Source organism: Bacillus cereus group sp. MYBK216-1 (genome assembly GCF_051916495.1).
Taxonomy (GTDB): Bacteria; Bacillota; Bacilli; order Bacillales; family Bacillaceae_G; genus Bacillus_A; species Bacillus_A thuringiensis_K.
The window spans coordinates 13,473-37,572 of record NZ_JBQAGT010000018.1 but is presented as its reverse complement, the minus strand read 5'-3'; the positions used below and the strand labels follow the sequence as shown (position 1 = coordinate 37,572).

Sequence of the window (24,100 nt, the reverse complement as noted above, 5' to 3'; positions counted from 1 at the left end):
TATCTTTTAAAGAAAAACCTGTAAGACAGGCCTCTAAAAAAGAACAGGAGAAACCTATTGTGACAGGCTCCTCCTAGAAAATAACCGATATATTATATATCTATATAATATACTATTTTCCACAAAAAGTAAAGTTAAACATACATTGGAAAAGCACTTATTTTCCCCCGCGTTAACGGGCAGTAAGACTCCCACTGATTAAAGTTCACTTTACTGATAATGAGTACGTTCCATCGCCATTATCATATTTATATACATACAAGTAATACTTGCCTGGTTTTGCATTAAATTTCGCTTCTATATGATTCCCATTGGCTTGACCGTAAGCTGCATAATTTTGCATATCTGATTCATGGTGAAGTACCCATGTCATCCCAATTCCATACTCATTTAAAACAGAAATGTCGATATCTTTCGCTGATGCTACATTAAATGTATAAACATCAGTGTGGTCCCCGCCAATAAGACTGCCTTTTATCGTACTATTTAGCCCGATACGATTTGCTTCCTCTGGACGATTATTTGGTTCTGATTCTGTTAAACTTCCATCTTTAATCGTAACAGTTGTTTCGCTTCTGCTCTCTTTGCCTTTATCATCTTTTACTCTTAACGATACTTTATAAGAACCTTCTCTTTCATATACATGTACTGGATTCACTTCTGCACTTGTGCTTCCATCTCCAAATTCCCATAAATAAGAAACAATTTTTCCACCTTCATCGTTTGAGCCATCACTTTTAAATTGAATTCCCTCTTTTACAAGACCGCTATAAGGGCCATTTATATTAACCGTTGGAGCTTTATTTTCTCCATCATCTTTTGCGATTCCATGGAAGACTACATCATATTCAAATTCATTTGAACTATTCACACGATAATTGACGAAGTATGCTGTAACAGTTTTGTAGCCACTCCATTCTTTTTGCGCCAATTGTTCTAAAGATTCATTTACTCTTTTACTCATTGCTTTCCAATCTTCTGATTCACCTTTTGTGACACTGCCTGTATACGTACCTTCTAATGTAAATGTATTAAAGAATTGAGAATTATGTTTTGTCATTTTTGTATCTTTCATAGGCAACGTATCACTAATTTCTTTTTTCACTTCAGTTAACGATTTCGGTGCATGTTCAGCTAAATAATCATCTGCTACTTCCGGTACATTATATTTATCTTGATTATCAATTAACTGCTGCATATACTCTTGATACTCTTTATTTAACTTAGGATCTTTACTTAGATTTTCACGATATGCATCATAATTTTTCACGTCATTCGCACGAATCAAATCTTGAATTTTATCAAACGTTTCAAACTGATGCGTATATAAGTAAGACTGCAATGCGAACGAGTAATTATAGAAATCCCAAGAACCGTATTTAGCAAATAGTGTACGCTCTGCGGTATAACGGCTTGCAGGATCAGATGATAATCCGCTAATTATACTCTTTCTTGGTACAACGTTATTCGTACGAGTAGATCCTGCGAAAAACTCTGCATTTCCTTCTTGGAACCAAGTTAGCCTTTCATTTTGATACATATCTCCTCTTCCAAATAAACCAGGAACTTCATATCTCCCTTGCAGATAATGAGTAAATTCATGACGGAATAACTCTTCTAAACTATAAATACTTTGCTCCGGTGTACGCTCATATGTAAAGAATGTACCTGTCTCTTCAATATAAATTCCACCGTTGTTTGTTTCATATCCATACAATTGTCTATTTAACTGATATTCATCTGGACTATTATAAATTACGATCGTTAATACATCATCCGCATTTCCTGGCTCTAACGCTTTGTCATTTCCAATTACACGGTGATACTGTGCCTTTACTTCCTTCGCAGCCCAATATAGTCTCTTAATTTTTTCTTCTGATACTTTATCTCCTGTTTTGAACACAATTGATCCATCGTCGAATGTATACGTTTTTGGTAAGTATTGCTCTTTTCCTTCTTTACGTATTTTCTCTAAATCTACTGTATTCCCGCTATAATCTTTACCATTATAATTTGTTGTAATTTGTTCTACCGCAACAAAATACGGTTCACTTAAGCGCGGGTACATATGCATTGCTTGTGTAACAACCTCTAATCCTTTATTTGGATTGCTATGAAACTTCCCTAAACGGCTAGCAAAATAAATGCCATTATTAACGAGCCATTTATTTTCTGGCGTTACTTCATTTAGAAGAGCAATACGATTTATTTCATTAATAAACCCATCTACTTTTCCATACCACATCGTTTCATTCGCTTCTTTACGAGCCTCAGTTAAGTACGACTGTATATCATAGTCAATACCTTGCATAATATCGTATATTGCTTGTCCCTTCATTCGATCATTTACATAAGTAGTATAATTATCATTGTATTGCTTTAAAATATTCGATGCGTATTGAACCGTTTCAACATCGCTTGAAGCATTACTAATTAATTTACCGTATGCAGATACGACTGTATCTTGTTCAACTGTACCAAGCTTAAAGTTTGGATTTTTTGCGATTGCTTTTAAAGCAGGTAAACATTTATCCTGAAAGCTTCTTTCATTTAAGTCGCTTAATTCACTATTATAAAATGCAAGATAAAAAGCTGAACGCAGCACTTCAGTAAACGTTTGAATTCCTTTTGAATCATCTTTCGTAAATGTACTACCTCTATGAGCTAATTCATCTATAACAACTTGCATTTTTCCTTTGTCTTTATAAAAAGCCTTTGCATCTTCATTAAACTGGAATAAGTCTGTGATTTGGTGCCACTTAATACTGCCTAACGTTTCAACTAATTCTTGATCATTCATTTTGTTTAAATCAGCCATTGAATAGCTTTCTTTAACTTGCTTTACTGCAGTTTTCTTCGTAATAGATGCTGGTCGCTGTGAAAAATCTCCTACTTTTAAACGTTCTTGAAATGATAAAGTTTCATCAACTTTTGAAATATGCCCAACTTCATCTACCGACTTTTCAATTCCAACCGGTTTCGTTTTCAACACGTTATACGGTACTTTTTCTTCCGCTGCTGCATGAGTTTGAAGTGCGCCTAACGATAAAGCCATTGTACTAATGCTAAGCATCACTTTATTGATCTTTGATTTCTTGTTCATATCCTTGCCCCCTATTTTAATATTCCATTCAAGAATTTAACATAAAATATGGATATAACAATATAAAATGCAATATTTCATATTATTTCTTCCTATAATTTGTACATATCGTGAACACATTGCTCTTTACCTCCCTAAAATAAATTGCATCCTTTCACATTATAAAAAGGGAATTTTTTGACAATTAAAAACTTAATTGTTATGATTATTATAATTGTTAACTTTATTAAATAAGGGTGGGATTCTATGATAAAAAAAGAAAACAGTGTATTTTATATCTCCTTCTTGCTAACAACATTATTCATTATATGGGGAATTACCCCAGCAAGTTGGATACAAGGCTACGATTTACAAAGTGTTACATCTTCTTTAAACTCATTTATCCTCAATAAATTTGGATGGTTTTACTCTCTACTTATGACTACAATGATTATTTTGGCTGCTTATTTAGCATTTTCTAAGTACGGTTCTATTCGTCTTGGTAAAGATGGAGAAAAGCCAAAATATAATTATCCATCTTGGCTATCCATGTTGTTTGGGGCAGGAATGGGAATTGGACTCCTTTTTTATGGAATCGCTGAACCGATTTCACATTTTACAGATCCATTAACAGGAAAAGCAGGTACAGAAGAAAGCGCCAAACTCGCTATGCAATATTCATTTTTCCACTGGGGACTCTTTCCGTGGTCACTATACGCAATGGTCGCTTTAACAATTGCATATTTCACATTCCGCAAACAAAAAGGTAGCACTATCGGGGCTACAGTTACTCCATTATTTAATCGATCGAAAAATTCCCGTATCGGAAAAACAGTTGATATTTTAGCTGTTTTAGCTACAGTATTTGGCATTGTACCATCTGTTGGGATTGGTGCTCAACAAATTGCTGGGGGATTAAGCTATTTATTCCCTTCTATTCATAACACTTTACTTACTCAGCTCGTACTTATAGCTATCTTCGCCGCTTTATATTTAACAAGTGCACAAACCGGCTTAGATCGTGGGATTAAATATTTGAGTAACTTGAATTTCTCTCTTGCAGGTATTTTACTCGTCTCTTTCTTACTTTTAGGACCAACTGTATTTATTATGAAATACTTTACCTCTACACTCGGTTCTTATATCGGGGCTTTACCTAGTATGGGATTAAATTTAGGAGCATTTAATGAAAAATCCTCTTCTTGGATTGAAAACTGGACTATTTTCTATTGGGGATGGTGGATCTCTTGGTCTCCATTTGTCGGTACATTTATCGCCCGTATTTCTAAAGGACGCACAATAAAAGAATTTATTTTTGGAGTTGTATTAGTCCCGACTCTTATCTGTACATTTTGGTTTGCAGTATTTGGTGGTACCGCAATCCATATGGAAATGTTCCAATCGCTTGGAATAGCTGATGAAATTGCAAAAAATGGTACAGAGATTGGATTATTTGCTGTTATTTCACATCTACCATTCTCTACATTTTTAACGATTATCGGGTTAATTTTAGTAGCCACATTTTTCGTTACTTCTGCCGACTCGGCAACATTTGTTGTTTCAATGCAAACGAGTAACGGAAGCTTATCACCGAAAAATAGTTTAAAACTTATATGGGGATTAACAATCGCGATAATTGCCGCTATTTTATTACAAGCTGGAGGATTAAATGCACTACAAATTGCAGCTATAATCGCAGCACTACCATTTTCTATCGTAGTCGTTCTTATGGTTGCTTCGCTCTTTAAAGAGCTACGAAAAGAAGATGTTAATTTGCAAACGAAAGAAGTGCCGAAAAAAATAAAAAAGGTTATGTAACGATTGGCGCCTCAAATCACTTCTAAATCCGTAATAAAACCCATTCATATGAAATATCATTTTCATATGAATGGGTTTTTCACTCTATTATATAGTGTTGTAAACATGCTTTTTCCTCAAAACCTACTTTCTTGTACAATTTCATCGCATGATCATTATTCGTATTTAAACATAGTACTATCTCTCTCATCCCTTGGAAAGAGAAAATATACTGAATTGCAATTTGTAATAACTGCTCTCCGACACCTTTTCCATTTATATCCCCCTTAAAAAAGACATTATCATAAGCCTATTTCAAAATGAAACTGCCATGATAATGTCTTCTCAAAAACTTATACAATTATTTTACAATATAATAAGATAACACGTTATTTATTTCTTAAATAATCTCTTTCTAAATACAAACATACTCAGTGCTGAAAGAACTAATGCTAGGCCACCAAATAAAGATACTTTATTTTCTTGCCCACCTGTTGCTCCTAATGATTTCTTGCTTTCTTCTTGCTTGTTAACAGCTGGTTTATTTTCTTTCACGTTTTGATTCTCTACTAATTTTTCTTTCACAACTTGATTGTTCGCGCTTTGTTCTTGAACTGCTACTGATTGATTTACTGCGTCTTTTGAACCTTGAATTTCTTTTACTGGTTCTTTTACTTCTTCTTTCGGGCCTTCAACTTCTTTCGTTAATTCTTTTAGCTCTTCTTTTGATTCTTCAACTTCTTTTGACGGTTCTTTTACCTCTTCTTTTGATTCTTCAACTTCTTTTATTGGTTCTTTTGGCTCTTCTTTTGTTGGTTCTTCAACTTCTTTTGCTGGCTCTTTTTGCTCTTCTTTTGAACCTTCAATTTCTTTTGCTGGCTCTTTTACTTCTTCTTTCGGTTCTTCAACTTCTTTTGCTGGCTCTTTTTGCTCTTCTTTTGAACCTTCAATTTCTTTTGCTGGTTCTTTTACTTCTTCTTTCGGTTCTTCAACTTCTTTTGTTGGTTCTTTTATTTCTTCTTTCGGGCCTTCAACTTCTTTTGTTGGTTCTTTTTCTTCTTCTTTCGGTTCTTCAACTTCTTTTGCTGGTTCTTTCTGATCTAGTTCCTCTATTACATTCTGTACAACTTCGCCACTAAATAATATACCAAGCCCATCATAGTCTCTTCCATCATAAGCAAAATCATATTTTTTGTCTCCTGAAGTACTCCATATGATTGTACCTTCTACCCTATTAATTGTACCGCCGTCACTCTTTAACGTAATATTCTCAAGTGGATTTCCTTCTGCATCATATACAGGTATTTTCACCTCTTCATTGATTGGTACATTATCTAGAATAATCTTTTGCCCTCTAATATCAATTGTTATTATTTGAGACAATTGTATAATCGGTTTTATATCCTGAATCTCATTTCCAGAAAGTTTTAAACTAAAGAACTGTATCATTGAAGTGAAAATTGATATATCCTTAATTTTATTATCTGATAAATTCAGCCACTGTAAATTTTTCAACTTACTTAATGGCTTAATATCCACTACTTGATTTCCTTTCAATTCTAATTCGTTCAACATACTTATTTCACTAATTGTTTCTACACTACTAATTTCATTATTATTTAATATTAATACATACAAGTTCTTTAATTGCTGAATTCCTTGTATAGTAGCATTGTTAATTTTATTATTTGAAGCATTTAAATTTGTTAATGAATTCATTTTAAATAATGATTCAATGTTTTTAACATTATTATGGCTTATATTTAGTTTCTCCAATTTTTCTAGTTTAGATAAAGGAGCAATATTTTCAATTTTATTATTTGCTAGACTTACAGATTTTAAATTTCTCAAATTCGAAATAAAATCTATATTTTTCAAATCAATTTTTTCTAAATCTAAGTTTTCTAAATTTTTCATAAACTCTATACCAGAGATATCTTTTATCCCTTTACTTTGCCCATCAGTTATCTTTAATGTTTTAATCCCTAATAAATCTTCTTTCGTAATAGGGGCATCTAAATTGGTTCTACTCAAGTTATATTTATTAATATATCGTTGTAATTCTTTGTCTTGGATAACATTCGTATCCTCTTGTTTTTCGACTACTTTTTGAATTACGGTTCCATTAAATCGTATTTTATTCTCAGCAGAATCGGTCTCTAATTCAAATTCATATATTTTTTCGCCAAGACTATTCCATTTAACAAAGCCATTATGAACCGTTCCACCTTCACTCTTCATTTTAATATCCTTGAGAGTTTCTCCCTTTAAATCGTATACAGGTATTTTAACTTCCTTATTTATTTCTACATCATCTAAAAAGATTTTTTGTCTTTGAATATCGATATACATTCTTTTTCCTAACTCTTGAACAGGTCTAACATCACGAATTTCATTTGACCCTAGCTTTAAATCATATAAACCTGTTAATTGACTAAGTGGTGTTATATCTGAGATATAGTTTTCTTCTAAATTAAGTGATTGTACAGTAGACAATCTTGATAAAGGTTCGATGTTTTCTAATTCATTTTTAGAAAGATCTAACTCTACTAACTTTTTCATTGGTGTAATATGCTCTATATTAGTAAGTCCATTGTTACTTAAAGATAAATTCTTCACCTTTTTCAATTGCTCAATCCCAGCAAGATTAGCGTTACTAATTTGATTATTCGCTAAAGCTAGATCCCTTAAAGAAGTTACTGTAAACAATGGCGTTATATCTTTTATAGCATTACTACTTAAATCTAATATTTTAATCTTCTTCATTTGACTTAATGGGCTTAAATTTGAGATTTTATTGTTTCTTAAACTTAAACTCTCAATATTCTCTAACTCAGCCAAAGGTTCAATATTTTCAAGTTCACTATAAGTTATACTTACTGATTTCAACTGTCTCAACTTCGAGATAAAGTGTATGTTGTCTAACTTAACTTCTTCCAACATTAAGTTTTCTAAGTTCGTCATATACTCCAAACCACTTACGTCATTTATCCCTTTACTTTTTGCCTCAACAACTATTAAAGACTTAACTTTTAATAAATCTTCCTTAGTTATTGGAGCATCTAAATTATCTCTACCTAAGTTATACTTATTAATATGTTTTTGTAATTGTTTATCTAATATTACATTTCCACTGTCATCTTGTTGATCCACTTTATCCTCTGTATTTTCCTTTTGCTCTTCTTGAACAATGTTCCCCAAATTTAATGCATTTACTTCAAACTGTACTTGATACTTATTGTCGTAGGCCATTGTCGGAATATAAATATGCATTTGCATATTATATCTTTTTCCTAATTCTCCAACTTCAAATTGAATAACCTTCGTTCCATTTTTCTTTTTATCTTCTGATATTACTTTTACATCATGGAACACACCTGGAGTATGAATATCTTCTGTTTTCAAGTATTGAAAGAAATCACTATCACTTAACGTTGCGGTTACAATTTTCTTTCCATTCTCAATTTTTAATTTCGGATCCTTTATATAAACGGCTGCCATAGACTCTTCATTCGTTTTATCCTTATACGCTTTAATTACAGCATCATATGTACCATCTTCTAAAGTATGTCCAGCCTTATTCGCCTCAATTGCTACAGTTGCTAAAGCAGGTGTTGAATACGCAGCAAATGGCAACGACAACGTCGCCGCTATTAACATTGCATTTATATATTTTCTTTTATTATTTTTCACTTTAAACTTTCCTCCAAGTTATATAAAATGTAATTTCTTAACATGCAAATTTTTGGTTATTATCTCCAAAACAGATATTACTCCCATAAAGATGAACACTTATTAACGTCTAATTTATTTTCTTTTCAACTTTACATACCCTCCACAATATATAAATCAAAATGTAATTATATCTCGAGTAAATGATAATGATTTTCATTTTCAATGTCAACTAATAATATAAATATTTCGCACAAATTTCTTAAAAACTTCACAAAAAAATAACCCCTTTACAAGGGGTTACGCCATTTTCTCTCCTGCTTCTTCTCTAAAGAAGCTCTTCATCGCATGAAATACATCTGCTTTTTGCTTTAAAATATAATATCTGAAATTCTCATCTTTAATATTTTTATAGGCTGACATAAGTGTACTATGGCGGTTGTACTGGTTTAGTTAGCAAGAATATACCCGTATTACAATTCTAGATAAATATGACAAACTAAGAATTATAAGAAGGTGTCCCTAAATGACATCCACAATACCCAACATAAACTTTTCAGCTACAGAGTAATAAGTTCTGGTTGTACGCCCAATTTTTATATGCCATCCAAATAATCTTTTTATAGAGTAATACTATCAGTATGTCCGAGTGTAGGAGATTATTTGCAAAAGTTTTAGAGTTTTTGTATCAGAACTTCTTTGATAAGAGGAATACCAAGCGGCCCTTGTCCCCCCTTTTTTGATATAGTTTTTTACATCTTGTGGATGATAGGACATACTTTTCAATTTCATATATAATTAATTCATTGAGAGCGTTTCATTCTTCATATTGATAAATAATCCCCTCGATTGTTTGTCTATCGATTCCACTATTTCCTCTATTCCATTCTGCCTTTCTCCACGCTTCATTCAAAATGTCAGAACAATAAATTTTGTCATAAAACATATGAAATTCCAGAAAATTTTATGTTACGATATATTGATTTGGGCGAACTTCTATTAGCAGTTAAGTTACTTTGTCATAGTGCTTCAATCTTTGGATTTCTCCACCAGTACTTGTCAGCTATTAGGTAACTTGGCTTCACCAGTAAGCTGTACCTAAACTGGCTGGGCGCGCAATTAAAAAAGCTGTTTCCCTTCAGGAAACAGCTTAGGCTGTTAAAGATTTTTCATTCAAATATATCAGCCCACTGGTAAAATGAAACTATTATTTTTTTCTGCATTCCAAAATCGAAAACTTACTTGGGGTTTGTATAACATTCAATAAATTTAACCCTGCATTTTCAATTAACTTGTCAAATTCATTTTCCTTTCTAACCCTTCCACCATCGGAACAAACTAAAAATAACAAATCACGAAAAGCTTCTTCTGGTGAAAGCTTCTCATTGTTCGGTACGTTCTCAATAATAATAAGCCTTGAATCATCAGACATAACATCAGATATATTTTTAAGGATTCTTACCACATTTTCATCATCCCAATCATTTAATACTTTACTTATAATATATAAGCTACCGCCTGAAGGAATTTGTTCAAACATACTGCCAGCTACAAATTTACAACGTTTACCAATTTCTGTAGATGCAAAACGATCTTTCGCACTTGATATCGTCTTTGGCAAATCAAATAATATGCCTCTTGCTTCAGGAACTGAATCTAATATCCCTGTTATTAGTTGCCCCATTCCTCCCGCAACATCAACAATAACCTCAAATTGTTCAAAAGGATATGAAGACACTAGGGCTGGTAAACTCATTTTAGAATAAATTTCCATAGCTTTATCCATTATTTTTAAATATTCTTGATCATGCTTATTATATTCATACCATTTTTCACCGTACACTGCTTCAAAAGAAGATTTTCCAGTACGAATACTGTAATCCATTTTGAACATAGACTGTACCACTGTTTCATGTAACAAATATTCTACCAATGGTTCAATAGACTTTGATGTTTTACCAGGTATAAGAGTAGCACCATACTCTGTAACATCATAGTGGGAACTTTCCTCCTGAACTACTAGCCCAATAGATTCTAACGCTTTTAATAGCCTACTTAGTGCCGAAACGTTTAAATGTAATGAGTCAGCCAAAGCTTCAATTGAAACCTTCCCATTTTTAAATGCAGAAAAGATTCCTAGTTCTACCGCTGTTCTAACTGCAAGAGAAAACCCTAACCCTGATACCATTTGCATGACCACGGCCTGAGGATATTTTTTTTGCTCTTGAGAATTATCTTTAATTGTATTAGTCATATCGCTAACCCCCGATTAAATTAAGTTTATGCATTTATGATTTCTATGTCTTTTATCACTTTATTTAAATTTTCCATGTATTGATCTAACAGTGTTTCAATTGTTGCTCTGTTATACTGCTTTTGATTGTATTCAACCCTAATATTTAATTTATTCTCTCTTACCAAAGCAATAAATTTCAATTTATAGTTCCAAACCTCCTCATTACTTATGTCTTTCCCACTTGGTAATGAGGATACAGTAAAGTTTTCCGTATTTATGTCCGTATCAAATTCACCCATGTAGTTAAATGAAATCTCCGGTTTTAACGTAAAAGTCATCTCCGATTTATTGCTGCTCAAATATTTTAAAATCCCATGTCCTATCCCTTTATTAGGGATATTATCCAAGTAATCATTAACATAATTTAAAGATGAGCCGATATTTTCTGTTTCGACCAGTTGCAAAGCTACAGGATAGATCACAGATAATCTTCCTACTGTTCTGAAAACATCAACATCTTCACCATAATAATTGCGTCCATGATTTCCTAAATTAACAACAAGTTCATCTCTTCCTATCCATTTTTTCATTGTTAATCCCAAGGCAGTCAAAAATATACTTTCGATTTTTAGATTTCTGTTGGCTTTAATTATTTTTATGGCATTTTTAGTTTCTTGTTGACCAAACTGTCTATATATTAACTGATTATCTTTTACTCTATTAAGATTAGAATCAAAATCAGTAGGTATTGGCAACATGTGAATACTTTCAACTTTGCTCCAATATTCTTTCTCGCGTAACAATTTTTCACTATCCGCATATTTATAAAGATATTTTGACCACTTTAAAAATGAATCTGTTTTATTCGGTAACTTAATATCTTTATTATTTTTTAATTGAGTATATGCAATATTGAAATCTTCCAATATAATTCTCCAGGACACGTGGTCAATAATCATTTGATGAATAATTATTAACAAATGCTCACCATCCATCGCCTTGATTAAAGCTAGTTTCACGAGCGGTCCCTTACCTAATTCCATACTCGATTGTATTTGATTTACTTTTACTTCTAGATTAATGTTTGACGAATCCACTGCATCGATAATATGAAAATCAAATAATTCCCCCTCCAATCCCCTATTTATTTGCACTATTTCTCCGCCTTTGTCTTTGAACATTATTCTTAGAGCATCATGATGTTGAATAATCTTAGTAAAAATCTTCCTAATGTTTTCTTCTCCAAACCCTTCTTTTCTATATAAAATAAAAGAAAGATTTCTATGATTTAATGTTTCTTTATGATGTTCCATTAACCAATTTTGTATAGGTACAAGCCCAGCTTCACCAGTAACTACACTGTTATCAACTACCCAATTTCTATCTTTTATCTTACTAGCTATCCCCTCGATTGTTTGATATTGGAATATATCCTTCACTTCTAGTTTCACGTTATACTTTTCCATTCTGTTAGCAGCTTTAATTGCCTTTATTGAATCACCACCTGAAACAAAAAAGTTATCTCTTATACCAATTTTAGGAATATTGAGTATTTCAGCCCAAACTGTACTTATTATTTCCTCGATATGATTTCTAGGAGCAATATATTGGGTTTCATCATTTATCGATTTCTCAAAATTCGGCAATACACTTATATCCACTTTCCCATTGTTTGTAATTGGGATTTCTTCGATAGCCATAATACCTGAAGGAATCATATAATCCGGCAGATATCGCTTTAGATATTCTTTCAAATGAAAAAGTAAATCCTCATCCTTACATACAACATATGCGTAAATAGAATCCTGTCTTACAATCACAACAGCTTCTTTTACTCCTTGAAAAGATAGAATCCTATTTTTAATCTCATCTAGCTCAATCCTAAACCCTCTTATTTTTACTTGACGATCACTCCTTCCTATGAATTGAATATTACCATTCTCTGTCCATTTCCCTAAATCTCCGGTTTTATACATTTTCACTTCTGGATTAAACACATCTGGAATAAACTTAAAATCAGTTAACTCTTCATTATTACGATATCCTCTTCCTACCCCTTCTCCTCCTATATATATTTCTCCAATGATTCCTTTAGGTACTAGTTTTTTCTTTTCATCAAGTATATAGATTGAGCAATTTTTTATTGGCTTGCCAATTGATATTTCTTTAATAAAGTCAATTTTTTCCGGGTCAATCATATATGTCGTGGCATCAACACAACATTCAGTAGGTCCATACACATTCGTAATATACGGCGGTTTAGTCAGTTTGAAATTATTATAAAAATTTTTAATTTCTTCTATTAATAATGTTTCCCCACCTATAATAAAATGCTTTACCCCTATATCACTACACAATAATGTCTCAGATAATAAGCTGATATAGGCTGGTGTACCATCTGATATATCAATCTTATGTTCCTTATAATATACTGCGAGCTTTGTAACATCTTGTCTGGCATCTTCAGGTATAATGTGAAGAGAATGTCCGAGAAGCAGTGCTGAAAAAATTTGTTTTACCGACGCATCAAATGCAAAAGGAGCTAGCAAAGCAACATTCAAATTTGAACCATGCATATTATAAATTCTTTCATCAAGCGCATTAACTAAATTCACTATACTTTTGTGCTCAATCATAACTCCTTTAGGATATCCAGTTGATCCCGAAGTATATATCACATATGCAAGGCTTTCTGGTACTACTCTATCGCTCAGATTATCACTACTTTCTGAATCTATATCTTCTAAATATAGTTCCTCTATACTATGCTTAACTAGATTTCTTTTTTCACTTTCAGTAAGCAACATGCGGGCACCACTATCTTCTAGCATATACTTAATTCTTTTTTCAGGATAATTTATATCTAATGGTAAATAAGCTGCACCAGCTTTTATAATCCCCATTATTCCTGCTACAAAGTTGGTGTTACGATTTGCTATTATTCCAACAACGTCTTCTTTTTGAATCCCTTTTTTAATGAGTAATCTGGCAATTTGATTTGCTTTCTTATTCAATTCTCTATAAGTTAATGTTCCATCTAATCCCATAACTGCAACATGATTTGGCATCAGTTCTGCCTGTTTCTCAAAAATATCACAGATAGTTCCATTGTTTCTGTTACTTGGTATTAATATATTACTATGACTAGTAATTTCTTTTTTCTCATTTTCATCCAAGATATTTATATCACCAATTAAAATATTCTCTTGCGAAACAATACTCTCAAGAATCATAAGGAATCGCTGAGAAAACTTTTCTATAGTATTTCTTTTAAATATTTTCGAAGAATAAGTGAATTCAAATTTAATATCCTCCTGACCAGGAAAAGCCTGAAGCAACAAATCGAATTTAGCTGTTTTATTCTCATAATTATATGGTGTATATTTCAATTTATTAATTTCAATTGTCGGATTGTCCATTAGCTGGAGTACAAACATTACATTGAATAAGGCATTTCTATCTAAATCTCTGTCAATGTGTAATGCATTAACAAGCTCTTCAAATGGATAATCCTGATTTTCATATGCTTTTAATGCACTATCTTTCACTTGTTCAAGTAGTTCTTTAAAGGTTTTTTCTGCCGAAGGGTGATTTCTTAGTGCAATTGTATTTACAAACATACCTATCATATTTTCAAGTTCTTTATGCTTTCTCCCAGCTATAGGCGAACCAATAATTATATCCTCTTGACCCGAGTGTTTAAATAAAAACACATTAAATGATGCCATTAAAGTCATAAATAAAGTGACTTTTTCTTTTAAATTAAATTGATTTAGCTTAGATGTAAGCTCTTTTCCTGCAAAAAATGAGAGTCGCGCTCCCTGATCACTCTGATCAGAACCTTTTGAAAAATCTCCTGGTAAATCGAGAATCGGGAGCTCTCCTTTAAATTCATTTAACCAATATTCTTTTTGCTTTTTCATATCATTCGTTTCAAATAATCTATTTTGCCATTTTGCGAAATCTTTAAATTGAATTTTTAATCGCGGTAATGATTGATCCTCATATAAATAGATTAATTCCTTCTGTAATATCGGTATAGATGCTCCGTCCGCTATAATATGCTGTACATCTATCATTAAAAGATGCTTATCACTACTAACTTCCACTAATCCTCCACGTATTAAAGGCGCTTTTTCTAAATTAAAAGGTCGTACAAAATTATTGATTACATGTTCTAGTTCAGTTTCCCTAGCACTATATCTCTCTAATTGAAAATGAACATTTTCCTCTATTACTTGTATAAGCTTATCATCCACAAAACCAAAAGAAGTTCTTAGAACTTCGTGCCTTTTAATAAGTTTCCTGAATGCTAATTCTAAGTGTTTTTCATCTAACTGTCCTTCTATCATTAGAAAAAATGGTATATTATATGATGTACTATTATGATTCAACTTATTTAAAATAAAGATTCTCTTTTGTGCTGAAGACACTTCATAATACTCTGCCTCTTCTACCTTTGGAATAGCCATATAATCATTGAGTTCCGTATGACTACTCTTATAATGTCTTTTAATATAACCGGAAAATTTCTCTATATTAGGATATTTAAATAAATCTGCTACTGAAATATTGATTTTCATTCTTTTATTAATTCTATTAATAATTTCAATTGCTATAATTGAGTCGCCACCCATTTCATAGAAATCTGATGTTACATTTATTGGATTTATTCCAAGAGCTTCTCCCCATACTCGTCCGACCATCATCTCTATCTCTGAATACTGATAATCCTTTCTACCATTAAGACAAATCTTTTCAACTCTATTTTCAATATTAATGTTCTGTTTTTGTTGCACTGGTAATTTTTTGTGTAGATTTACCCAATGTCTTTCACGTAAGAAAGCATATACAGGTATACTAATTTTTGTTCTCTCTTCCCCCTCATATAAACTTTCCCAATCAATATCAATACCTCTTTTATAAAGTTCGCATATTTCATGTAATACCGTCATATCTTTCTTACCACTTTGTTTATAATACTCAATCTTTTGATTCGCAATGTTTTTAAGTTTACGCTCTTCCATATATGAAAGCTTTATTACATTTTGAAAATCAAGCGACACGTTTCGTAACTTTTCAATTTTTCTTTTTAAATCTTCCTTATCTTTTACCATTAAGCATATCCTGTACTCCCAGTGCTTTCTACCTGTGTTAGCTGTATAACAAAGATTTGAAAGGTTTAAATCAGTTTCTTCAATAATAAAATCCATATATTTTTCTATTAAATTGTATAACGATTCTTTATTTTTAGCTGAAAGAGTAAATACTTCCATAACCTGTTCTTGGCCTATTTTCTCATCTATTATTGGAGCTTCTTCTAAAACAATGTGACAATTTGTTCCACTGAAGCCAAACGAACTGACCCCCGCTCTTCTAGGCGTTTCATTTTTCTTCCATTTACGTATTCTATCGTTCACATACACAGGTGAAGTCGTAAAATTAATTAAAGGATTAGGTTCATTAAAATTGATACTAGGAGGAAGTACCTGCTCTTTTAATGCCATAACAGCTTTAATCAAGGAAGCCATTCCTGATGCTCCTACAGTATGCCCAATATTAGGTTTTACTGAACCAATACCACAAAACTGCTTTTTATCAGTGTACTTTTTAAAGGCATTTGTTATCCCTTTAATCTCAATTGGATCCCCTAAAATTGTTCCAGTTCCATGAGTTTCAATATACGATATAGTATCTGGACTGATTTTAGCGTTCTCCCAAGCCCGAGAAATTAGTTTTTCTTGTGCATCCGCATTCGGAGCTGTAATCCCATTTGAAGCTCCATCATTATTAATAGCGCTCCCTTTAATAACAGCATATATATTGTCCCTATCTTCAATAGCTTTATTTAGTGGCTTTAATATTATGGCAGAGATACCTTCTCCCCATGCTGTTCCCTTCGCATTTTTATCAAAAATACTTATATGTGCATTTTCTGCTTCTATCTCATTCATCGTACCTATATTTTCAGGTCGTAAAAATAAATTCACCCCCCCTGCAATAGCCATATTACATTCTCCATTTTTAAGAGCCTCACATGCCAAATGGACTGAAACTAATCCAGAAGAACATGCAGTATCAATAACAAGGCTCGGTCCTTTAAGATTGAAAATATAAGAAGTTCTGCTGGCAAGTATTCCAGGATATGTCCCTGTCATTGCAATCATATCGGCATTTTTCACCAATGAATCATACGAAAACTTTAGATCCCCACTGTGATCATGGCCAACAAAAATACCAGTATTTGATCCATATATTTTATTCCCAGCATATCCTGAATCTTCAATTGCTTGATATACTGTCTCTAAAAACATTCTTTGTTTCGGATCCATAAGCATAGCTTCTCTTGGTGAAATTCTAAAAAATGCTGAATCAAACTTATCAATCTCATCTAAAAATCCGGCTTTAAAATATGAATTCTTATTAGGATTATTTAATAATGGATCAATATCTATTCTTCTCTGCTGCGGCAAATCCCTAATGCAACAAGTCCGATTCAAAATATTATTCCAATACTCCTTTATATTATTGGATTCAGCAAATCTACCAGAAATACCAATAACAGCTATATCTCTATTACTTTTTTGCGATTTATTTGATAGCTCCTTTAAAATACGTAGAGCCATTTCACTATCCATTTTTTTCTCTTTTACTTGCTCTAAGATATATTTATTTATTATAGAAATATCATCCACGGTTTTATCACCCTTATACTGTTTTCTTTATTGAGATACATGTAGTATTATGGTTTATTACAGAACTCCCCCTTAAAGTAAATTGGCATAATGAGGTTCATCTATTTTTGTATTAAATATTTTCTCATCTTCTTTACACAATACCTGAACCAAATTTCTCGCTTGTAATACAACACTTGGCAATCCGCCTCCAACTTGACTCCAATGCCCTACCATATAAAAATCCTCTAAACCATGAAGTGTTCTTTTTAATTTTTTTTCATGTATAATGGCAGCCATTTGTTTCTCCCAGCCCTGCCAACTCCCATTTCTATTATTTGTATATCTTCTGATTGTATATGGCGTAGAAACATCTACTACATCAATATTTGATTTAATATCTCCGAACCTTTTATCTAATAAATCAATGATTTCATTAGCTATCGCTTTCTTCTCCTTCTCATACTTTACACGATTATTTTTCTGCAAAGCCTCCCAATATTCACTTGAGGTCTTTGCATATACCACAATGCTGGTTTTTCCTTTTGGAGCAAAAGAAGGGTTTTTATTATATATTTTTACAAATATATTGTTTACATCCTTACAACCGTGATCATTAAGAGGACGCTCTAATTCCAAACACATATAGTGCGGGACATTCTCAAATGCTTTTGATACCCCTAATCCTACATAAATTTGTGGCGCACTTGTTTTAAAATTATCATAACAATATTTCAAATCTTCATTCACATATTTCCCCTCTAACATTTCATAAATCGTATTATATCCATCTGCTGCGGAGATAACAAAATCTCCTTTATATGTTTGACCATTTTTTAGCTTTATTCCTATTGCTTTATTATCTTCAACTAAAATATTGGCGACTTTTGATTTATAATGTATTTCCCCACCCAAATCAACATATCTTTTCTCTATTATCTTCGCAAATTGTAATGATCCTTCTACAGGATGGCCCGCAGATTTACTATTAACCCACCCCATAGTTGCTATAAAATAAGATATGGATGTATCGATATTAAACCAAAAAATTCGGCTAAAATTTTCCCGCACTAGGGGACTTTTAAAGCGTTTGGAAAATTCCTCAATTGTAACCTTTCCCCACTCTTTCATAACTTTCATATACGGGCCGGCTTTGGCTTTAAATCTTTCAAAGTCTGAAAGATCGAACAACTCTGGTGCCTTATCTAAATCCAAATCAACACTAGAAATTACTCGAATAGCATCTGTTAAAACTTTAATTGTCTCTTCATCTTCTGGAGCAACTCTAAGAAACTCTTGTTCTAATTTATCTACATCAGAATAAAGTGTAAATGTTGATCCATCTTTAAAATTAACAACTGCAAACTCTTCATCATTAATAAATTCCATATTTTGTATAACATTTAATTCCTTCCAAAATTTATGAAATGTATTATTAGGACCTGAGCCGACAAGCCAACTAATACATCCATCAAAATAATAACCTTTCCTACTCCAACCAGTGCAAAGCCCTCCAGGTAATAAGCCCATTTCATAAATTTTTGTTTTATAACCATTCATCTGTAGATAACATCCCGCAGCCATTCCTGCAACACCCGCTCCAATAATAATAGCTGTTTTATTTCTCATAATTCCTCTCCCTCTCATCACATTTTTAAAATAAACTTATTTTCCTAATATTTCTAACCCATCTTGTATATCTATATTTCCTTTTTGAAGATCATCAAATAAATCCCTAAGTTCCTTCTCTAAATTATTATCGTTATTTACATTCGTTTCTCCGTTTTTCAAATGATCATTCTCATTAATTTCTCCATCTATATATTCAGATAATTCTACAACGGAAGGGTACGTAAAGATATCTGAAATGTCAACCAGATTAGGATATTTTTGATTAATGAGTTTTAATAACTGTGTTGCCATAATTGAGTCTCCACCCATGGCACTAAAACTCTCATATAAGTCTAACTCTGGAATATCTAAAACCATAGAGTACATTTGTGCAATATTTTTTTCTGTTTCAGAATAGTATTCTCCTTTACCTTTTATTACAACATCACTAGTACTATTCTTTAAAGAAACTTTTTCTGTCTCAACCCTAGTTTTTTTTGCTTCTTTTAGTTTATTTTTGATACTTATTGACAGTTCAAAAGGTAATTCACCTTTAGCAACTTCTAATATATCCATATTTAATTTACCTGGTATAACATTTGTTAGGGCATTGTCCACAATTGTATCTAATATACTAAGGGCTTTATTAACCGTTAATAATTTAAAAATGGAAAATTCATCAGTAACTCCATAATCTACAGCTATCCCAACTTCATCCCATGCTGGCCAATTTATAGAAATAGTCTTTTTTCCTTTTTTGTTTCTATAATAAGAGAAAGAATCTAAATATGCATTCGCAGCTGTATAATCACCTTGTCCAGCTCCACCAAAAATTGAATTAATTGAAGAGAACAAGATACTAAAATCTATATTTTCGTCTTTGGTTAAGTAATCAATTAACCAAGTTCCACTTATCTTTGGATTTATAACTTCTTTAAAAACAGCCTCCTGTTTTCTAAATATAAATCCTTCACCTGCGACTCCTGCGCAATGGAATATACCATTTATTTTTCCATATTTTTCTTTCACTTCTCCAATAACTTTGCTCATACTACTAAAATCAGAAACTTCACAGCTATAGCACTTTACTTCTGATCCCATTCCCTGAATACTTCTAATTATCTCTAACTTTCTTGAAAGCTTTTGATCTGAACCATCATTAATAATATCTTCCCATAATTCCATCTCTGGTAACTTAGAACGATTTAGCAATACTATATTCACTTTATTTTTTCCAGCCAAATATTTTGCGATTTCAAGTCCTATTCCACCAGTTCCACCTGTAATCATATAAACTCCATTTTCCTTAATCTCTAATCCAGCACCTTGTTTATCAGGATTATGTTCAACGACATCTAGCTCACTTATATAACGGATGTTATTCCTAAAGGCAATTTGATAATGTTTGTCTTCACTCTTTATTTCTTCAATGATGGAGGTAATAGCAGTGTGATCATCTACATCTATCGCTCTACATTTTATATTTGAAAACTCTTGTGAAATTACACTGCCTAACCCAAACATTGCAGCCCCCAAAGGATTAATTGTCTTCTCATTTCCAGTTACTTCTGTCACGTTGTTAGAAATTAAAATCAAATCAATATTTCTTTTGACTTTATTAACACTTATACCCCTAACTAAATAAAATAGACTATACAATCCGTTATGTTGTAATTCTTTTAAGTTACTAAAATGAATTGCTTCACCATTAGTCATTGAAGATAAGTGAATGATTTTAGTAATATTTCGTTCCTTTACTTCGTTTATTAAATTACTATAATCGTCTGCCATTCCATTAATAATAAATTGTTGATCATTAATCTTTTCAAAGCGGTTACCAAATTCTACCTGAATAATATTATGATTATCGTATTGTAGCTCTTTGATAACTTTTTTATAAATCTCCTGTTTATCTTTGAATACTAATATCGTTTCACTAGTATTGGTATTAACTTTAACTGGTTTTGATCCCTGAACCCACTTTATATGGTAAAACGAACTTTCTTTTTCTAAATTTTCGTCAAAAATAGTGTCTAAGCGATCAGCCTTTTTTAATACATAGTCCGTAATCTCTGCAAAAACAACACCCGCAGTATCAATTAATTGTATATTACAAACCTTCGTCTCTTTATTGCTTGATTTTTTTATGACATGTGCATAAAAATGCTGAGGCATCACTGAATATATCTTCACACTTTTATAAGAAAGTGGAAGGAATGTACTGTCATCGTCATCTTCTCCAATAAATACGTTGGCTGCATTGTCCAGTAAAGATGGATGTAATAATAAATCTTTTAAGTCCCCTTTAAATTCATCAGATAGTTTCAATTCTACCAATTGTTCATCATGATCCAAGATTACTTCTTTAAAATTTAGCCACCTAGGTCCAAACGTAAATACATTGCTGGTCAATTGCGTATCATCTTCATATTCAACTTTAATTTTTTCTCTGTTGGCATCCTTTTTCATTAAACTCAAATCAAACATTATTGATTTCATTTCCTTTAATTCATAAGCTCTCCCTTCCGCATGAGGGATCCATTTCTCTCCTTCCTTGCTAGCTATAGTGAATCGGACACCCTCTTTTTCTTTCTTTATAATGGTATGAACAACTTTATTTTCATCTTGATGTACCAGTAATGGAGTAAAAAAGATAACATCTCTTAATTCCAAATTGTTATTTCCGAAGAATTCAGAACTTGCCTTTCGCCCCATCTCTAAATAAGTTGTTCCAGGGATTACACTAACCCCCATAATTTTATGATCACTTAAAACCCAATCCTTATCCACATTAAATGTTGTAGAATAAATGGTTTCATTCATTGAATCTGCCAAACACTGATCAATCAGTGGATGGCTAATATTTTTTTGAATCGGTGTTTCATCTCGTCTATCTTTCACCTCTCCCCAACACTGTATTCTTTCAAATTGATACGTAGGCAAACTGACAATATTTCTTTTTTCATCTACGTATATCTTTTTCCAATTAACCTTAGCTCCTTTAATATATAAATCACATATTTCTGTAAGGTTTAACACTAAATATTCATTACTCTCGTTTGAAATATCTAACAATAAATTCTCTACTTTCGTATTCATTTTTCGATGTTCCGATAACGTAATTTCACCTTCATCCATAACTTTCTTCCGATCAGAGCCAATTTTATGATAGCCGAAATATACTCCTTTCTCTGATATATCATTTAAATTTTGATTACAGAGCAAGTCAATTTTTTGTATAAGTTCTTCATAGCTTTTGACTATGATAGCTAACCTATAGCCATAATGACCTCGACCGGTATTTACGGTATAACAGATATTCTTTAGACTTTTTTGAGTTCCTTTTTTGAAAAATTCATTATATTTTTTGAGCAATTGAATTAAAGATTTTTCTGTTTTAGCTGATAACGTGAATACTTCAAACGTTAATTTTGAGCTTAACTCATCATTTGATTGAATACTCGGTTCTTCTACAACAATATGAGCATTAGTTCCTACAAATCCAAATGAACTGATTCCCGCTCTTCTCGGTACAATACCTCTTGGCCACTTATGCGGCTTATCAGTTACAAATACCGGTGAATTGACAAAATTGATCAATGAATTTGGTTCTTTAAAATTAATACTTGGAGGTATTATATTATGTTTCATTGACAAAACAATTTTAATTAAAGATGCTAAACCCGAAACAGCAACAGTATGACCTATATTAGATTTGACAGAGCCTACTCCACAAAACTGTATTTTATCTGTATATTTCGAAAAAGCATTAGTAATCCCCTTAATTTCTATAGGATCACCTAACTTTGTACCTGTACCATGTGCCTCAATATACTGAATAGTTTCTGGGTTTACCTGTGCATTTTCCCAAGCTTTAATTAGAACTTCTTCCTGTGCTATTGCATTAGGGGCGGTTAAGCCATTAGAAGCTCCATCATTATTGATTGCACTCCCTTTAATGACAGCGTAAATATTATCGCCATCCCGTCTAGCTTTATTTAAGGGCTTCAATATAACAGCAGCTACTCCATCACTAAAAAATGTACCATCTGCATTTTTATCAAACGCATTTACTTTATCGCTTTTAGATTCCATCATAGATTTTCGAGATGTTTCGAAACGTGGAAAGAACCCTAATGAAATCCCACTAACAATTGCCATTTCACATTCCTTGCTTTTTAAAGCATTACAAGCTAAATGCACTCCTAGTAAACCTGAACTACATGCGGAATCTAAAACCATAGAATTTCCTTTTAAATTCAATAAATAGTTTATTCTTCCCGCCATCAAACCAGGCCAATTCCCTGTCATACTTGAAGATTCAGATTCTGTAATATAACGATACAAAGTATTATTTACATGATCTTTTCCGACAAATAAAGAAGTATTACTTCCATAAATTTTATCCCCACCATAGCCAGCATCCTCAATCGCGGTCCATACGGTCTCCAGCAATACTCTATGAGAAGGATCGATTGCCTTTGCTTCTTTAGGAGAGATATTGAAAAATTCAGCATCAAATTTATCCACATCCTCTAAATAACCACCAAGCTTCCAGTCATCAGCCTGCTCTTCCGTCAAAAATCCAGATCCAAGAAAATCTGTAAATCCCTTATTATTTACAATAGGTTTAATATATTTAATCATTTCTTCCTGATAATTCACCTTACAATCTAAAGAATTTATTAAGTTATTCCAATATTCTTCTGTATTATTAGCTTTAGGTAATTTACAAGATATACCAATAACAGCAATATCCTCACTCTGCATACTTTCACTATTTAATTCTTGAAGCATCTTTTTTGCTTGTTCTTGTGTTATCTTGCGCTGCTTTACCTGTTCTAATATATAGGTTTGAGTTACACTCATTTTCTAATCACTCCTACATAAGTTTTTTGTATTAATTCATTTTTTATTAGGCGCAAACCGGCAATCCTGACCTTTGCGACGAATAGAATCACCGAATTTCCTAGTTTCTTAATATTAAGTTACATAAATTTTAAGTGAATATTTCTTTGAGAAGCGCTA

8 protein-coding genes and 2 pseudogenes are annotated in these 24,100 nt (G+C 32.2%); 1 reads left to right on the top strand and 9 read right to left on the bottom strand.

What is annotated here, in order from left to right:
* Positions 1-205: 205 nt before the first annotated feature.
* Entirely contained in the window at positions 206-3,103 is a 2,898-nt protein-coding gene (colA, locus tag ACTFRH_RS28705) for a collagenase ColA (protein WP_440048880.1), read from the bottom strand.
* Between the two features lie 246 nt (positions 3,104-3,349).
* Between colA and opuD the strand changes: the two genes are divergently transcribed.
* Entirely contained in the window at positions 3,350-4,900 is a 1,551-nt protein-coding gene (gene opuD, locus ACTFRH_RS28700) for a glycine betaine transporter OpuD (protein ID WP_000591571.1), read from the top strand.
* A gap of 79 nt (positions 4,901-4,979) precedes the next feature.
* Here opuD and ACTFRH_RS28695 read toward each other — a convergent pair.
* The 8 genes and pseudogenes from ACTFRH_RS28695 to ACTFRH_RS28660 form a co-directional block, all read right to left on the bottom strand.
* A pseudogene (locus ACTFRH_RS28695) lies at positions 4,980-5,150 on the bottom strand (GNAT family N-acetyltransferase); the annotation flags it as partial.
* 122 nt (positions 5,151-5,272) lie between these two features.
* Positions 5,273-8,572 carry a leucine-rich repeat domain-containing protein gene (locus tag ACTFRH_RS28690; RefSeq protein ID WP_000794536.1) on the bottom strand — a complete coding sequence of 1,100 codons (3,300 nt, stop codon included), beginning with the start codon at positions 8,570-8,572 and terminating at the stop codon, positions 5,273-5,275.
* A 279-nt stretch (positions 8,573-8,851) separates the two neighbouring features.
* Positions 8,852-9,004 (bottom strand): annotated as a pseudogene (locus ACTFRH_RS28685) (sporulation protein YhbH); the annotation flags it as partial.
* Between the two features lie 364 nt (positions 9,005-9,368).
* Positions 9,369-9,497, bottom strand: a complete 129-nt coding sequence (locus tag ACTFRH_RS28680; protein ID WP_003303775.1) for a hypothetical protein — start codon at positions 9,495-9,497, stop codon at positions 9,369-9,371.
* Positions 9,498-9,758: 261 nt separating this feature from the next.
* The gene (locus ACTFRH_RS28675; RefSeq protein WP_000185574.1) at positions 9,759-10,805 is read right to left on the bottom strand and encodes a methyltransferase; all 1,047 of its coding nucleotides are present in this window, start codon (positions 10,803-10,805) and stop codon (positions 9,759-9,761) included.
* Positions 10,806-10,831: 26 nt separating this feature from the next.
* Complete coding sequence (locus ACTFRH_RS28670) at positions 10,832-17,482, bottom strand: non-ribosomal peptide synthetase (protein WP_003303771.1); 6,651 nt, start codon at positions 17,480-17,482, stop codon at positions 10,832-10,834.
* A gap of 72 nt (positions 17,483-17,554) precedes the next feature.
* Positions 17,555-19,090 (bottom strand): phytoene desaturase family protein, encoded by a 1,536-nt coding sequence (locus ACTFRH_RS28665; protein WP_001244922.1) that lies wholly within the window; start codon positions 19,088-19,090, stop codon positions 17,555-17,557.
* A 36-nt stretch (positions 19,091-19,126) separates the two neighbouring features.
* Positions 19,127-23,941, bottom strand: a complete 4,815-nt coding sequence (locus ACTFRH_RS28660; protein ID WP_000117520.1) for a type I polyketide synthase — start codon at positions 23,939-23,941, stop codon at positions 19,127-19,129.
* Between the last annotated feature and the right edge of the window lie 159 nt (positions 23,942-24,100).

Coding starts and splice junctions, on each gene's coding strand:
- colA (WP_440048880.1), bottom strand. CDS start 3,103: ATGAACAAGAAATCAAAGATCAATAAAGTGATGCTTAGCATTAGTACA.
- opuD (WP_000591571.1), top strand. CDS start 3,350: ATGATAAAAAAAGAAAACAGTGTATTTTATATCTCCTTCTTGCTAACA.
- ACTFRH_RS28680 (WP_003303775.1), bottom strand. CDS start 9,497: ATGTTTTATGACAAAATTTATTGTTCTGACATTTTGAATGAAGCGTGG.
- ACTFRH_RS28675 (WP_000185574.1), bottom strand. CDS start 10,805: ATGACTAATACAATTAAAGATAATTCTCAAGAGCAAAAAAAATATCCT.
- ACTFRH_RS28665 (WP_001244922.1), bottom strand. CDS start 19,090: ATGAGAAATAAAACAGCTATTATTATTGGAGCGGGTGTTGCAGGAATG.
- ACTFRH_RS28660 (WP_000117520.1), bottom strand. CDS start 23,941: ATGAGTGTAACTCAAACCTATATATTAGAACAGGTAAAGCAGCGCAAG.